This window comes from Chitinophaga sp. (assembly GCF_035538455.1).
Classification (GTDB): Bacteria; Bacteroidota; Bacteroidia; order Chitinophagales; family Chitinophagaceae; genus Chitinophaga.
Map to the genome: position 1 here is coordinate 14066 of NZ_DATLKJ010000041.1, position 14703 is coordinate 28768.

12 protein-coding genes and 1 riboswitch are annotated in these 14703 nt (G+C 48.6%); of the genes, 7 read left to right on the forward strand and 5 right to left on the reverse strand.

Features of this window, described 5'->3' with window-relative positions:
* The first annotated feature begins 2 nt into the window (after positions 1–2).
* The 5 genes from VM802_RS04770 (at position 3) to VM802_RS04790 (ending at position 6733) form a co-directional block, all read left to right on the forward strand.
* Positions 3–1250, forward strand: coding sequence for an aminotransferase class V-fold PLP-dependent enzyme (locus VM802_RS04770; protein ID WP_325528525.1), 1248 nt, complete (start codon positions 3–5; stop codon positions 1248–1250).
* A 15-nt stretch (positions 1251–1265) separates the two neighbouring features.
* Positions 1266–1694: a SufE family protein gene (locus tag VM802_RS04775; RefSeq protein WP_325528528.1), complete on the forward strand. Its 429-nt coding sequence runs from the start codon at positions 1266–1268 to the stop codon at positions 1692–1694.
* Positions 1691–2002: a DUF59 domain-containing protein gene (locus tag VM802_RS04780; RefSeq protein WP_325528530.1), complete on the forward strand. Its 312-nt coding sequence runs from the start codon at positions 1691–1693 to the stop codon at positions 2000–2002. Before VM802_RS04775 ends, VM802_RS04780 begins: the two co-directional genes overlap by 4 nt.
* 213 nt (positions 2003–2215) lie before the next feature.
* Positions 2216–5098 (forward strand): DUF4132 domain-containing protein, encoded by a 2883-nt coding sequence (locus tag VM802_RS04785; protein WP_325528532.1) that lies wholly within the window; start codon positions 2216–2218, stop codon positions 5096–5098.
* 66 nt (positions 5099–5164) lie between these two features.
* Positions 5165–6733 (forward strand): beta-N-acetylhexosaminidase, encoded by a 1569-nt coding sequence (locus VM802_RS04790; protein ID WP_325528534.1) that lies wholly within the window; start codon positions 5165–5167, stop codon positions 6731–6733.
* A 102-nt stretch (positions 6734–6835) separates the two neighbouring features.
* Here the strand turns inward: VM802_RS04790 and VM802_RS04795 are convergent, their stop codons facing one another.
* Both VM802_RS04795 and VM802_RS04800 read right to left on the reverse strand, forming a co-directional pair.
* Positions 6836–7699, reverse strand: coding sequence for a pirin family protein (locus VM802_RS04795; protein WP_325528536.1), 864 nt, complete (start codon positions 7697–7699; stop codon positions 6836–6838).
* 10 nt (positions 7700–7709) lie between these two features.
* Positions 7710–9002, reverse strand: coding sequence for a hemolysin family protein (locus tag VM802_RS04800; protein ID WP_325528538.1), 1293 nt, complete (start codon positions 9000–9002; stop codon positions 7710–7712).
* A gap of 141 nt (positions 9003–9143) precedes the next feature.
* Here VM802_RS04800 and VM802_RS04805 point away from each other — a divergent pair, with 141 nt between their 5' ends.
* Positions 9144–10124 carry a sulfite exporter TauE/SafE family protein gene (locus VM802_RS04805; protein ID WP_325528540.1) on the forward strand — a complete coding sequence of 327 codons (981 nt, stop codon included), beginning with the start codon at positions 9144–9146 and terminating at the stop codon, positions 10122–10124.
* 8 nt (positions 10125–10132) lie between these two features.
* Here the strand turns inward: VM802_RS04805 and VM802_RS04810 are convergent, their stop codons facing one another.
* The gene (locus tag VM802_RS04810; protein WP_325528542.1) at positions 10133–10462 is read right to left on the reverse strand and encodes a NirD/YgiW/YdeI family stress tolerance protein; all 330 of its coding nucleotides are present in this window, start codon (positions 10460–10462) and stop codon (positions 10133–10135) included.
* Positions 10463–10707: 245 nt separating this feature from the next.
* On the opposite strand from VM802_RS04810, the gene VM802_RS04815 reads away from it, so the two are divergent.
* Positions 10708–11916 carry a dicarboxylate/amino acid:cation symporter gene (locus tag VM802_RS04815; RefSeq protein ID WP_325528544.1) on the forward strand — a complete coding sequence of 403 codons (1209 nt, stop codon included), beginning with the start codon at positions 10708–10710 and terminating at the stop codon, positions 11914–11916.
* Here the strand turns inward: VM802_RS04815 and VM802_RS04820 are convergent.
* Complete coding sequence (locus tag VM802_RS04820; protein ID WP_325528546.1) at positions 11873–13045, reverse strand: trans-sulfuration enzyme family protein; 1173 nt, start codon at positions 13043–13045, stop codon at positions 11873–11875. The two genes, VM802_RS04815 and VM802_RS04820, sit on opposite strands and share 44 nt — an antisense overlap.
* A gap of 255 nt (positions 13046–13300) precedes the next feature.
* A riboswitch (SAM riboswitch) is annotated at positions 13301–13407 on the reverse strand.
* 58 nt (positions 13408–13465) lie between these two features.
* Positions 13466–14404: an NAD-dependent epimerase/dehydratase family protein gene (locus VM802_RS04825; protein WP_325528548.1), complete on the reverse strand. Its 939-nt coding sequence runs from the start codon at positions 14402–14404 to the stop codon at positions 13466–13468.
* Positions 14405–14703: the final 299 nt, after the last annotated feature.

Here is a 14703-nt window from a genome sequence, read left to right on the forward strand (position 1 = left end):
TCATGGAACATATTGCTAACATAGTAACCGCTGACCTGGATGTAATGCAGGTAAGGAAAGATTTTCCGATACTGCAACGGCAGGTGCACGGCAAACCGCTGGTATACTTCGACAACGGAGCTACCACGCAGAAGCCACAGGTAGTAATAGACGCGGAAGCGCGTTACTACGAGGAATACAACAGCAATGTGCACCGGGGCGTACACCATCTCAGCCAGATAGCGACCGATGCATATGAAAAAGCCCGCCGCATTGTGGCCGGCTACATCAATGCAGCGCATGAGCACGAGGTGATCTTCACCAAAGGTACCACGGAGAGCATCAACCTGGTGGCTACCACCATGAGCCGTGGCTACCTGAAGGCGGGCGACAGCGTGATTATCTCCGCGATGGAGCATCATGCCAACATCGTTCCCTGGCAGATTGCCTGTGAAGTGTCTGGCGCTACTTTGAAAGTGATTCCTATCAACGAACGGGGCGAGCTGATCATGGAAGCCTATGAGGCCATGCTCGATGATACCGTGAAGATGGTGGCTGTTACTTATGTTTCCAATACACTGGGTACTGTGAACCCTGTGGAAGACATTATAACGCTGGCGCATCAACGTAATATACCGGTACTGATTGATGCCGCACAGGCTATCCAGCACCTCAGTATAGACGTGCAGGCGCTGAAACCTGAATTCCTGGCCTTTTCCAGTCATAAGATATATGGCCCTACCGGGTTCGGTGTTTTATATGGCACTACTGAATGGCTCAACAAGCTGCCTCCCTACCAGGGCGGCGGTGAGATGATCAAAACCGTTACTTTCGCCAAGACCACCTATAACGAGCTTCCCCATAAGTTTGAAGCAGGCACTCCGCACATTGCGGGCGCCATAGGACTGGGTGTTGCACTGGAATACCTGCAGGGTACCGGTTTGGATAAAATACAACGCTGGGAAAAACAGTTGCAGGAATATGCGCTGGAATCCCTGCGTACCATTGACGGCATCCGCTTCATCGGCGATGCCGCCAACAGAAGCGGCGCGATCTCCTTCCTGGTACACAATATTCACCCGTTTGATATGGGCGAACTGCTCGACCAGCAGGGTATTGCGGTGAGAACGGGGCATCATTGCACTGAGCCGCTGATGGATTTCTTCAAAATTCCCGGTACTGTGCGTGCGTCCCTCACTTTCTACAACACGATGGAAGAAGTGGACAAGCTTGTGGCGGGCGTAAAAAGGGCAGCATCCATGTTGCTGTAAACAGAAGAAGCAAGTATGTCAATCAAAGAAATACAGGAAGAAATAATATCCGATTTTTCGGTAATGGGCAGCTGGGAGGATAAGTACGAATACATCATTCAGCTGGGCAAGGAGCTGCCGCTCATTTCCGACGAATACAAGACGCCTGACAACCTGATTAAGGGCTGTCAGTCGCGCGTGTGGCTGCATACCGAGTTGAAAGACGGCAAGCTGTATTTCACCGGCGACAGTGATGCCGTTATCACCAAAGGGCTGGTAAGCCTGATGATTTATGTGTTGAGCGGCCATACACCGAAAGAGATTGCAGACGCAGAGATCTATTTTATTGACGCTATCGGTTTAAGCAGTCATCTCTCCCCTACCCGTTCCAACGGGTTGCTGAGTATGCTCAAGCAGATGAAGCTTTATGCGATCGCCTATCAGGCAAAAATCAGTCAGTCATGAGTGAAGCAACATTAAGAGAACAGATAGAAGCCCAGCTCCGGACGGTTTATGATCCGGAGATCCCTGTGAATATATGGGAACTGGGACTGGTATACGAGATTAAGATTAAGGAGAACAACCGCATTGGTATAGACATGACGCTCACGGCACCGGGATGCCCTGTTGCCGGCGATATTATCCGCGAAGTGGATGAAAAGGTCAGGAGTATAGAAGGGGTATCGGATGTGGATGTGCATCTGACTTTTGATCCGCCGTGGACCAAGGAAATGATGAGCGAAGAGGCCAAACTGGAACTGGGGTTCTTATAAAGGGATGTTATTGTAAAAGGAATTTAGGGATTTTTTTATTTTGTTATGTTGCTATTTATAAATGCAGCGGAACAAAATGAAAAAATCCCTAACTTTTTCCGTTAATTTGTAGCTGTAATTATTGTGAGATCTAACTGTTTAAATATTTAGATATTTTATTTCGTGTAGATGCCTGTTCCGGCGGATGTCTGCACAGATTTCTATTTAAACCTTATGCCGTATATTAAGGAAACGATACTACCTCTGATTGAAGAACAACAGCATCTTTTTGACTATGATGACGACAGGGTGCATTTACAGGCCGGAGTAGATTTCCTTACCGGACATACCATTACTGCTCCCGTTTTTGAAGACGTGGCGGCAGCGCGCCAGATGCGGGTTTTCATTCCCCTGCTCCGGATACCTGATCACTGGGATGACAACGACCGGCTGGTATTGCAACTGCTTTCACCCGCCCTTACGTGGCAGGAATGCAGGGATGCGTTTCTGCGCCATGTGGCGCCTTTGATGGATGCACCCGGCACTTCCACTTCCATCGTATTACGTTTCAGCTATTTCACCAGTTATATGCAGCAACGCGGCTGCACGCCTGAAGAGATTGGCACAGCGCTCATCTCCTACTCCGGCGATGGCAATAACTTTGATCTCTCTCCGCTGAAATTTACGCCCCTGCGTAAGTTCCTGCAAGACCTCATCAAATCGGCCGAATGGCAAACCATTGACGCCTATCTCCGCACCTGGAAAACCAGGAGCTGGAATTCACTGTTTTTCCGTTTGCTGACGAAAGGGCATCCGGATAAACAGGCGGAATATCTCGAAGCGGTGTTGCAGCAACCGGAGAAGGGTTTTGTGAATTTTGAGTTGTCGCGGGTGCTGTTGCAGACCAACATTGACAAATATGAGCTGGTGGTGGAGCAGGCTACGCGCCACCTGGCCGCTGTTCCTGATTATGCATCACAGTTTACCGGTTATTACCTGCTGAGTGATCAGCGGCCCGGCAAATACAACAGCCGCCTGCTTCAGGCAGCCTATCTGTATCTCCGGGAATATAACAGCAGTATGGCCAGCCAGGCGTTCCTGCAACAACAGCTGGACAGCAAAGGCAATACGGATGTTCCTCCGCCGGAGGCGCTGGCTGTTAAAGAGCTGCTGAAGCTGGACAGGCTGAATGCCCTGCCCTTCCTCGATCAATACTTAACTGAAAGACGTTATCTGCATCCGTCGGCCTTCCTGTTTATGCTGCAACTGTTGCAGGAGCAGGCGGCGCCGTTGCTGATGAAAGCGGTGGACAATGACTATGATGCACGGCATATATTACCGTTGCTCACGCAGTTACCTTCTGCCCTGTACCTGGATCAGCTGTGGGTTTTCACGTTGCATAAACTGAAGTCGGTTCGTTCACTCGTTGCCGTTATACTGGCAGATCACCCGCAGGCATTGGAAAAAGCCGGCGAGTTACTGCTGCACAGTAAAGCGGAGCAGCGTCTTACCGCTGTGCAGATTCTGTGCAGGCTGAATTCGGAGGAAGCGAGAACTTTACTGCAGCAGACCTTACATAAAGAAGTGAATGATGACGCACGGGATATGATGCTGGAAACATTGGGCAGCGGGATCACCAGCGTAGAAGGGCTGGAAGCTGTTCATCAGCTGGTGGCCTATGCGAAGAAACGCGGCAAACTTACCAGGCCGCTGGAACCATGGCTGGACAATAATTTCCTCCCGCCACTGTTTTTGCAGGATGGGACGCCGCTTACACAGGATATGATGCGTTTCCTGTTGTACCGGATGTCGCGTATCAAGGAGATGCACACGGACGTGGAGGCAAGACCTTTACTCCGCTTGCTGGACAGGTCGTCCAGTGTTAATTTTGCCAATCAACTCTATTCCCTTTTCTCTGCCCATGGCGGTGATGCCAAGTTGAAACACTTGCTGGCGCTTGCAGCCCTCACGGGCGACGAAGCGTTGTCAGCGCGGATTCTTGACGATATAGTGGAATGGGCCACCATGAAGCGGATGAAGGTTGCCGAGGCTGGCGTTGGCGCATTGGCGCTGCAAGGCAGCAATCAGTCGCTGCGTTACCTGGAATTCTTATCACGCAGGTATAAAGTTAAAAAATCCAATATAGGCGCAGCAGCGGTAGCTGCTATGCAATATGCCGCCGAAGAAGCCGGTATGAACGTGGATGAACTGGGCGACCGTATTGTACCTGATTTTGGCTTCCACGGCCTGCTCTGGCCGTTCTCTGTAAAGAACGACACTTATCATGTATATATAGACCTGCACTTCAAACCGGGTTTCATCAATCACCGGCAACGCCGCCTGAAGTTCTTGCCAGTGGTTGTTTCGCAGGCTACCAAAGATGCTATCAAGCGGATATCGAAAGATGTGGCGGAGGCCGTGAAGCTGCAATCGCCGCGCCTGGAGAACTACCTTGTTACCCAGCGCAGATGGGAAGCCCGACAGTGGCAGCAAAGCTTCCTGCACAACCCTCTGCTGTTCGTATATGCGAACAGGTTACTATGGGCGCTCTATGATCAGGATGACCACCTGATCACCTGTTTCCGCTGTCAGGATGATGGCAGCTTTGTGAACCAGCATCAGGAAAAGATCGAGCTTCCGGAAGGCGCGGGTATACGTATCCTGCATCCGATATTCCTGGATACAGCCACCTTACAGCAATGGCGGCAACATTTTGCCAGCCGGGGCATTGTGCCTGTATTTCCGCAACTGGAAAGGCGTGTAACAGTATTGCAGCCGGAATATGCCGATGCCACGCAGCTGCACGACTTTGAAGAGGTGGCGCTGGAAAGCTCGTTGCTGCACCGGCACATGGAAGTCCGCGGCTGGCGGCTCAGCGAGGGCGCCGACGGGAGATATGCGTATGCTTATCATAAAACAGACGACGAGCAACAGCTGGAAGGGGTGATTGAGATGAGTATTACTTACCGTGAAGAGAGCATTTGTTATAAACTGGGCAAGCTGTATTTCCAGGACGCAGCGAAGCATCTGCTGACACTTGGCCAAGTGCCTGCGGTTTTCTATTCTGAGGTGATTGCCGACCTGTCGGTTTCCGGGAATATTCCTGAGCTGATATAGGACGGGGGGATTTTTATTTGTATTTTTCACGACGTAACCGTAACAGTGAACAAGTAAAATCCATTTATGAAAAAATTACATGCCCTCTTCGCCGGCAGCTGTCTATTGCTGCTGACTGTAACCTCTACGCGGTTGCAGGCGGTCAATATCATTCCGCAACCCGCTGAAGTGAAAACCAGCGCAGGTACCTTCACTCTGACCGGCGCCACTACTATTATTGCAGGTAAGAACAGTACAGAGGCCCGTCAGCTGCAGCAGGCCATCCATGATGCTTCCGGCCTGGACCTGTCATTACAGACCGCGTCAAAAGGCAACAGTATCCGCCTGGTGCTCAACGAAAAGCTACAAAAAGAGCTGGGCGATGAGGGTTATTTACTGGAAGTAAAGCCGGATAATATCATCATCACGGCACCTGCTACTGCCGGGATCTTTTATGGCATACAGTCGCTCCGCCAGCTGATCAGCACTAACGGCGGCGCGTATACGATCGATGCCGTGCGCATCAAAGACAAGCCGCGCTTTGCCTGGAGAGCCTTTATGCTCGATGAGGGCCGCTACTTCAAAGGGGGCGCCGTTGTGAAGCGACTGTTGGATCAGATGGCCCGCCTGAAGATGAATACCTTCCACTGGCATCTGACGGACGACCAGGGCTGGCGCATAGAGATCAAAAAATATCCGCAGCTCACCGCCATCGGCAGCCGCCGCGACTCTACCCAGATTGGCGGCTGGAACAGTAAAACCTTTGACGGCAAGCCTCACAGTGGTTTCTATACACAGGAAGAAATCAAAGACATTATTGCCTATGCAGCAGCCAGACATATCAGCATCATCCCTGAGATAGAAATGCCGGGGCACAGCGCCGCCGCCATTGCCTCTTATCCCTGGCTGGGCACGACGCACAAGCAGATACCGGTGCCGGGAAAATTCGGCGTACACTATGACGTTTTCAACGTTACCGATCCGAAAGTGGTTACATTCCTCCAGGATGTATTGCAGGAAGTGATTAATCTTTTCCCGTCCAAAGTGATACATATTGGTGGTGATGAAGTAAAGTATGATCAATGGAAAGCAGATGCCGGTGTACAGGCTTATATGAAGCAGCACCACCTCGCCTCCCCTGCCGACCTGCAGATAGCCTTTACCAATAATATTTCTAATTTTCTTGCCAGCAAACATCGCAGGATGACCGGCTGGAACGAGATCATGGGCGCGAAGCTGCATGACTTCACTGATGCCGGCGATGTATCTGCTAAAGAGAAACTGGCAGCGGGCACCATCGTGCAATTCTGGAAGGGCGACCTGAAACTTATTACCGATGCGGTTTCCAAAGGGTACGACATTGTGAACTCTTACCATGAGTTTACTTACCTGGATTACTCCTACGAGTCTATCTCCCTAAAAAAAGCATACAGCTTTGATCCTATTCCGGCGGGACTGGACCCTAAATACCATGCGAAGATTCTGGGCAGTGGTTGTCAGATGTGGGGTGAATGGATCCCTGATGAAGCCAGCATGAATAAACTGGTATATCCCAGGCTGGCGGCTTATGCCGAAGATGGCTGGACGTTAGCGGGCAATAAAGACTTTGACAGATTTAGTAAGATTGTTGCGAGTTATTGTCTGAACTGTGATTAATGATGATTAGTTTGATTATTATGATGGGCGAAGATTATGTAGATGATAATCTTCGCCCATCATAATAATCAAACTAATCATCATTAATCACAGTCCAGATAGTTATTTTTCGAGTGTACCGAACAAACCGTTTTTATAATCGGCAATTGCCTGTTCGGCTTCTTCGGCGGTATTCATGACGAAATTATCTTTTGCGGCTACCGGCTCATTGATTGGATCAGCGGAGAGATAGAGCAGGCGGGTATTTTCGCCGGCGGTGATTTGTATGTCTTCTCCGTTGTCTTCTTTATCAAAGATCACCAGGTGAAATCCTTCTACCGGTGTTCCGTTGACGGTTATCTTACCATCTACGACGTACAATAATGTCCAGTAGCCGGGAGTGGTTTTTAGTGTAGTGGTGCTGCCTTTTTCGATATTGCCCCAGATGGAGACGATGGGTGTGAAGTTTTGCAGTGCGCCGGTTTTGTTTTCATAATCACCGCTTACGAGTTGCAGGTGCACACCTTCAGAGACAGCTACGGCGGGCATTTGCGTGTTCTTCACATACTGGTAGTAAGGAGCATCCCATTTATGGGCAGCTGGTACATTGAACCAAAGCTGCAGCAGTTCATAGGCTCCGCCGTTGGCCAGGAATTCTTCCGAAGGCCCTTCGCTGTGCAGGATACCTTTGCCGGCAAACATCCATTGCACATCGCCGGCGGTGACAGTCATGCTGTTACCGGCGTTGTCGCGGTGGAAACCTTGTCCCTGCAACATGAATGTAACGGGAGCAAAGCCGCGGTGCGGGTGCGGATGCAGGCGCTCTTCCGGAGAGCCGGGTACATAATATTTTGGCGGCATATGATGCAGCACAATAAACGGGCTGGCAAAACGGAACTGCATAGAAGGCAGTGGCTGGCGCACGACGCCTGTATCGGTAATATGCTTTTCTCTTCCTTCTACTACATGTAAAATCTTCTTTTCCATAACATCTCTTTTATCGGATCAACTTTAAACGCGCCTTCTCAACAGAGCTTCTGAACATTTTGAGAATAAGCACTTCATAATTTTCTATGGTGATCATCTCTCCTTCGCGCGGAATGTTGCCATGCTTATAGTTAATAAGGCCGGAGAGGGTTTCGTAGTGTTCGCTTTCAGGTAATGGTTCGGGCAGCAGTTCGTTGATATCTGCCAGGTATTCATGTGCGTGTACGAGGAAAGTATTATCGTCTTTCTGTTCTACGATAGGCGCTTCCTGATCATGTTCGTCCTGGATATCACCGACCAGTTCTTCGAGGATGTCTTCCATGGTCACGATACCTTCGGTGTCTCCGAATTCGTTGGTGACTACGGCCAGCTGGAGGCGCTGTTTCTGGAAGGTACGCAGGAGATCTTTGATCTTCATGCTGTCCGGCACATAGAACACTGGTTTGAGGATGTCTTTGATATTATGCAGGGAGCCTTCGTGTACACCTTTCACGAGGTCTTTGGCGTATATGACGCCTTTCAGGTCGTCGAGGGAATTGTTGTATACGGGGTAGCGTGAATATCCGTCTTTAATCGCCTGGTCTACCAGTGCCTCAAATGGGAGCGACATATCCAGTGCGGAAATATCCTTGCGGTGGGTAAGAATTTCTTTTACGCGGCTGTCGTCGAACTCGAATACGTTCTGAATCAGTTCGCGTTCTGTTTCTTCGATAGCGCCACCCTCCTGGCTTTCGGAGATAATGAGTTTGAGTTCTTCTTCGGAGTGTATTTCTGCTTCACCGACGGGCGTGATGCCAATAAAGCGGAGAATGCTGTTGGCGAAGCCATTGAGCATCCAGATGAAGGGCCGGAATATTACGAAGAGGATACGCATTGGGATGGCCACAGCCAAGGTAGTTGGCAGGGGTTTGCGGATAGCAAATGATTTCGGGGCCAGTTCTCCGAAAACGATGTGCAGGATGGTGATGATGGTAAAGGCGATTGCTACAGCTATTACGTGAACGGCAGATGTTGACACGGCGATGCCGAGGCCTTCCATGATCTGAATAACGATGGTTGTCATTACAGATTCGCCTACCCAACCCAGGCCGAGTGAAGCCAGGGTGATACCTAACTGGGTTGCTGCCAGGTATCCGTCGAGATTCCCAAGCACAGCTTTTGCTGCTGCTGTGGCTCTTTTGCTGGTTACACTTCCTTTACTGTTGATCTGGGAGGAACGTACTTTTACGATGGCAAATTCCGCCGCTACAAAGAATCCATTTAATAATACAAGAACAATCGTCCAGAAAAGTTGCCAAAACATGAATGTGATAATTGGTTCGCAATGTCAAATATAGGTAAATCAATTCTTATGTGTCTGATCTATATTTTTTCCACACAGTCTACTTATTTCATAGAGTTTATGTATTTTGTGAAGAATTTAGGCTGGCACATATCATTTATCATGGAGAAAGAAAGATCTAGCGTACCTGTATCGGCATCTGTTGATGATCAGGCGTTAACCACTATATATGTTAACGGGAAGGTTCCCGAAGGCATTTCCGCTCCTGCCAACCGGAAGCGGCGGTGGATTTACTGGTTATCGGGCCTGTTGTTGCTTGGCGTTCTGCTCACTGCGTTATGGCTGCGTATTCCTGGTTTCCGTCATTATGTGGAGGATGTGCCTCCTACTTTTTATTATTTTCTTTTAGCGGGATTTGTGTTTGCGATGATAGACGGTGCTATCGGGATGTCTTACGGTATTACCTCTACGACGTTTTCGTTGTCGATGGGGATTCCTCCGGCGTCGGCCAGTACGGCAGTGCATATTTCGGAGATTCTGAGTAATGCTATTGCAGGCTGGATGCATTTCCGTATGGGTAATGTGAACAAGAAGCTGTTCAAGCTGCTGTTGTTGCCGGGTATTGCGGGCGCTGTGATCGGCGCCTATTTGTTGTCGTCACTGGAGCATTATTCGCAGTACACCAAACCGGTGGTGAGCCTGTATACACTGATATTAGGTACTATCATCCTGCTGCGGGCTATCCGGGCACAGCGTAAGGGTAAGCATACAAAGAAAATAAAGCGTATTGGCTTACTGGGATTTGGCGGCGGATTTATTGATGCCATTGGTGGAGGCGGATGGGGATCTATTGTGCTTTCATCCCTGATTGCTGGCGGCAGGCATCCCCGCTTTTCACTGGGTACCGTAAAGGCTTCGCGTTTCTTCATTGCGATGCTGAGTTCTCTCACTTTTGTAACGGTGCTTTCTTATGTACACTGGGATGCAGTACTGGGGTTGGTTGTAGGTAGCGCGATAGCCTCACCTATTGCGGCGAAGGTTTCTAACAGGATCTCTGCGAAAACTATTATGGTAGCGGTAGCGGTGATTGTTATCCTTGTCAGCATGAAGAGCATTTACTCTTTCCTGTTCAAAATATTATAAGCTGTTTATTATTCTTCGAGCGATATGGGTCTGTTCGCCTTGAGGGTGACCGGCTTATTCATTTCATATTGCACCAGTGCGCGGATCACGACGGGATCTTTGTCTGTAAATGGTTTGGTGGGGAGATACCTGGTATCGATGTCGATTTTTATTTCAGCGGTGCGGTCTTCGAAAAGATAGGTATTTCCGCCCAGTTTCCTGGTAACATAGCCGGTGAGTCTAACGGTAACGCTGTCGTTGGTCAGCTGCCTGGCATAGCGGAGCACTTCGCCGATGGTGTAATCGCGGTTCTGCGTTGCCAGGGTTGGGAGTAACAGACATAGCAGTAAGCTTTTCATAAAGACTTTATTGGTTTGGAACAAATGTGGAACAAAATTGTTCACGAGGCAATTGTCAGAACTGTGATTTATTTGATTGGTATGATTATTATGATGAGCGAAGATTATCATCTGTTATCTTGAAGATTATGATCTGTTATCTTAATAATCATCTACATAGTCTTCGCCCATCATAATAATCATACCAATCAAATAAATCACAGTTCTGACATTTACGCGAGAAACTATTTTACTAAATTGTGTCCATGGGTCATATAAGAAACTACAACCACATTATTCTTTTATTGAGTGGTATTATCGGCGGCAGTATTGCAGGATTGTTGCTGGGCAAGCACGTTATGTATCTCAAGCCTGTTGGTGATATTTTTTTGAATGTTCTGATCACTGCGGTGATACCGATGGTGTTTTTTGCCATTGCCTCTGCCATTGCGCATATTGAAGCGGGGCAACGTCTGGGGAGGGTGTTGGGAGTGATGTCGCTTGTGTTCCTGAGCACGCTGCTGATTGCCGCGTTTCTTACTATTGTGACGTTGTGGATCTTTCCGGTGCATCAGCCGGTGAAGCTGATGCATGCAGATGTGCAGGACATTGGTTCTTATGGCGATCAGCTTACCCGGTTGCTGAGTGTTACAGAATTTTACCAGTTGCTTTCCAGGCAGAATATGTTGCCGTTCATTATTTTCTCAGTGCTTATAGGACTTGCAGCGTTGCGTTCCGGAGAGCGGGGGGCTGCCTTCCGCCGTTTTTTGTATTCAGGTAATGAGGTGATGAAGGACCTGCTTCACCTCATTATGAAGGCAGCGCCAGTGGGGCTGGGCGCTTATTTTGCTTACCAGGTGGGCACGGTGGGGCCTGAGCTCTTCGGTACCTATGCACAGTCGCTGGGTGTTTATTATGGCTTCGGGACGGTGTACTTTATTGTTGGGTTCAGTGCGTATGCTTTTATTGCCGGTGGTGTTCATGGTATAAAAATTTTCTGGAGAAATAATATCATTCCTACGTTGACGGCTGTTGGTACTGGCAGCAGTATTGCTACTATTCCCGCGAACCTGGAGGCGGTGCAGAAGATGGGTGTTCCGCCGGCAGTTGGGAACGTTGTGATTCCACTTGGCGCAACACTGCATAAAGACGGCTCCAGCATTTCTTCCATTATTAAGATGGCGGTGGTGTTTGCGATGTTTGGCAAAGGTTTTAACGATCCTCAGACCATTCTTACGGCGTTGGGTATTACTGTGATTGTGAGTATAGTGGAAGGAGGTATTCCCAACGGCGGCTATATCGGTGAAATGCTGGTAATGAGCGTATATGCGTTTCCGGTAGAAGCCCTCCCTCCGTTGATGATTATTGGCACATTGGTAGATCCGCTGGCAACGATACTGAATGCCACGGGTGACAATGTAGCGGCGATGGTTATAACGCGCTTTCTGCCAAAACAGGCTGCGGCAGCCGGTTGAATGCCTGCTCCAAGTCGGCCAGCAGGTCTGCGGTTTCTTCCAGTCCTACCGATAAGCGGATGAGGCTATCGCTCACCCCTCCTGCTCTTCTTCTTTCAGCGGGGATAGATTTATGGGTCATTTCTGCGGGGTGACAAAGCAGGCTTTTGATGCCTCCCAGGCTTTCAGCCAGTTTAAAATAGTGTGTAGACGTTACAAATGTGGTGGCAGCGGCAGCGGTATCACTCTTCAGGGTAAAGGATATGATGCCGCCAAATCCTTTGCTCTGGCGCTTTGCGAGTTCATGTCCCGGATGTGAGGGCAGGCCGGGATAATACACATTATCTACCAGCGGATGTTGTTCGAGGTATTCAGCGATGGCCTGTGCGTTGATGCCATGCTGCTTGATGCGTAGCGGCAGGGTTTCCAGGCCGCGGATCAGCAGGAAGCTATCGAATGGAGAGAGGATGGCGCCGCAGGCGTTCTGATAGAATTTTATTTCTTCGCCCAGCTGTTCTGTTTTCGATATTACCACGCCGGCAATGAGATCGCTATGCCCGCCGAGATACTTGGTGGCGCTGTGTATTACGAGATCTGCACCTAATGATATGGGTTGTTGCAGTACGGGTGAAGCGAAGGTATTATCTACACAAAACAGGCAGTTGCTGGCTTTTGCGATGCGTCCTATTGCTTCAATATCAGAGATCTTCAGTGTGGGGTTGGTGGGGGTTTCCAGCCATATGAGGCGTGTGGCGGGTGTGATGGCATTGAATACCGCCTGTGTATCGGAGGTATCAACATACTTCACGGTGATACCAAATTTCTCATATACTTTGTTGAAGAGGCGGAAAGCGCCGCCATAGATATCGTCTACTGCGACGATTTCGTCTCCGGATTTCGGGAGTTTCACTACTGCGTCGATGGCTGCAAGGCCGCTGGCGAATGCGGAAGCGGCGGCGCCGCCTTCGAGTTGGGCGATGATCTTTTCCACTGCTGCGCGTGTGGGGTTGTTGCTGCGTGCATAATCATAGCCTTTGTTGACGCCGGGCGCCTCCTGCACAAAAGTAGAGGTCTGATAAATGGGCACAGCAATAGCGCCTGTCTGTGGGTCTACGGGAATAGCATGAATCAGTTCTGTGATGGTGCTCATTTTCTGTTGTTTTTTAGTTTGATAAATAAATAAATCCGGAAAAGAGCCGATCAAGAAGGGATTTGGTTATTTTTTCATGTTGTTATTTAGTTATTTGAAATGCAGCGAAGATCAACATTGATAAAATTATATTTTAATTTTCGCCGCATTTCAAATAACTAAATAACAACATAAAAAAATGCCCAAATAAAAAAACTCACCTGGGAGCCAGATGAGTTTCCTATTAATTAACAATTAAAGCAAAACATACAATCTGACTTATCTGCCCTCTGTGTAACAGAGGATGGATGCAGCACCTTTCACTACAGTGAAGGTTGCTAAGGTATCGTCGGGCCATGTCCCTACTCCTTTCTTGATAAGCAACTTAAAGAACTGACACAAAGATATGACAGAAATATTAACTTCCAAATTATTTCTCTACTATTTTTGTAGACTATTACTTTCCAGTGTTAGACGGATGCCTTCTTCATAGGAAGTTGGTTTTATCTGGAAGTGCTGTTCAAATTTTGTGGAGTCAAAAATGTAGGGATAATTATTTTGGTAGAGCATCTCTCCTAATTCTTTGATGGTAGGATCGAACAGGCCGGAAATCCCCAGCATAAAGCTGCCCAGTTTCATGTAGCGTGGTTTTACCTTCATCTGGCGGGCGATTATATCTACGTAGCCTTTACCGTCGGGTGCGGGGTTGCTTGTAGGCAAGTGCCATATCTGATTCCAGGAATTGTTGTCTTGCGAGAGCAAATACAGACCTTTGGCAGCATCTGGCGTAAAGGTATAGCTGTGTGTTAAATTGTCTTTACCCAGCCACATAGCAGTGCTGTTTTTCCGGAATTTGTCGATGATCAGGAGGTTCAGGAAACCGGTTTTATCGGCGCGGGGGCCGTAGAAGTCTGCGGAGCGGGCGATGCTGGCGGAGAGGTTGCCGGCTTTCACTTCGTCCATCAATTGTGTGGCGATCTTTGCCCTTATCTCTCCTTTTTTACTACTTGGATTGTAGGGGGTATCTTCCTTCATGGGGCCGTTGACTAACCCGTAGGAGTATACGTTATCAAAGAAGATGAGCTTTGCGCCGGCTTCTTTGCACGCATTGATTGCGTTGGTCATGATTCGCGGCCATAGTTCGCCCCACACTTTTTTGTCGTACTTCAGTCCGGGTAAGAGGAATACTACAGCGGAGCCTTGTACAGCATTTTTTGTTTGTGCGTAATCGGTCAGATCAGCGCTTACGAGGTTGGTGACACCCGCAACAGATTTGGGGGAACGGCTTACAAGCCTGACTTGTTGGCCATTCGATACCAGTTGAGCGGTCAGTTCATCAGCGATGATACCGCCTGCGCCGAGGATAGTGTGCAGTGACATGGTTTTTGTGATTTTGTTATGTGGCTATTTTACTATTTTAATCCATTGTTGTCCGGTAAAAAATATACATGTTCTGGTGTAATTCATACCGGTTATGGATTACACCCGTTTTTAAATTATCAGCTATTGTAGGTAGCTCCCCTCTATGGAGAACTGCAAACCGGATTATTTATCCTGCGCCAGGCCAGATAGGTATCTTTTATAAAACTCCATATCTCCACATAGCTCATTAAATGTAACCGGATCACCGTTATCATATTGGCAAACGACTTTTTCGTTGCAGATTTCTTTCTGATCAC

What these genes read in the sequence shown, in the direction of transcription:
- VM802_RS04805 (WP_325528540.1), top strand. Translation starts at nt 9,144, where the DNA reads ATGGAGAAAGAAAGATCTAGCGTACCTGTATCGGCATCTGTTGATGAT.
- VM802_RS04815 (WP_325528544.1), top strand. Translation starts at nt 10,708, where the DNA reads ATGGGTCATATAAGAAACTACAACCACATTATTCTTTTATTGAGTGGT.
- VM802_RS04790 (WP_325528534.1), top strand. Translation starts at nt 5,165, where the DNA reads ATGAAAAAATTACATGCCCTCTTCGCCGGCAGCTGTCTATTGCTGCTG.
- VM802_RS04820 (WP_325528546.1), bottom strand. Translation starts at nt 13,045, where the DNA reads ATGAGCACCATCACAGAACTGATTCATGCTATTCCCGTAGACCCACAG.
- VM802_RS04795 (WP_325528536.1), bottom strand. Translation starts at nt 7,699, where the DNA reads ATGGAAAAGAAGATTTTACATGTAGTAGAAGGAAGAGAAAAGCATATT.
- VM802_RS04775 (WP_325528528.1), top strand. Translation starts at nt 1,266, where the DNA reads ATGTCAATCAAAGAAATACAGGAAGAAATAATATCCGATTTTTCGGTA.
- VM802_RS04785 (WP_325528532.1), top strand. Translation starts at nt 2,216, where the DNA reads ATGCCGTATATTAAGGAAACGATACTACCTCTGATTGAAGAACAACAG.
- VM802_RS04780 (WP_325528530.1), top strand. Translation starts at nt 1,691, where the DNA reads ATGAGTGAAGCAACATTAAGAGAACAGATAGAAGCCCAGCTCCGGACG.
- VM802_RS04825 (WP_325528548.1), bottom strand. Translation starts at nt 14,404, where the DNA reads ATGTCACTGCACACTATCCTCGGCGCAGGCGGTATCATCGCTGATGAA.
- VM802_RS04800 (WP_325528538.1), bottom strand. Translation starts at nt 9,002, where the DNA reads ATGTTTTGGCAACTTTTCTGGACGATTGTTCTTGTATTATTAAATGGA.
- VM802_RS04770 (WP_325528525.1), top strand. Translation starts at nt 3, where the DNA reads ATGGAACATATTGCTAACATAGTAACCGCTGACCTGGATGTAATGCAG.
- VM802_RS04810 (WP_325528542.1), bottom strand. Translation starts at nt 10,462, where the DNA reads ATGAAAAGCTTACTGCTATGTCTGTTACTCCCAACCCTGGCAACGCAG.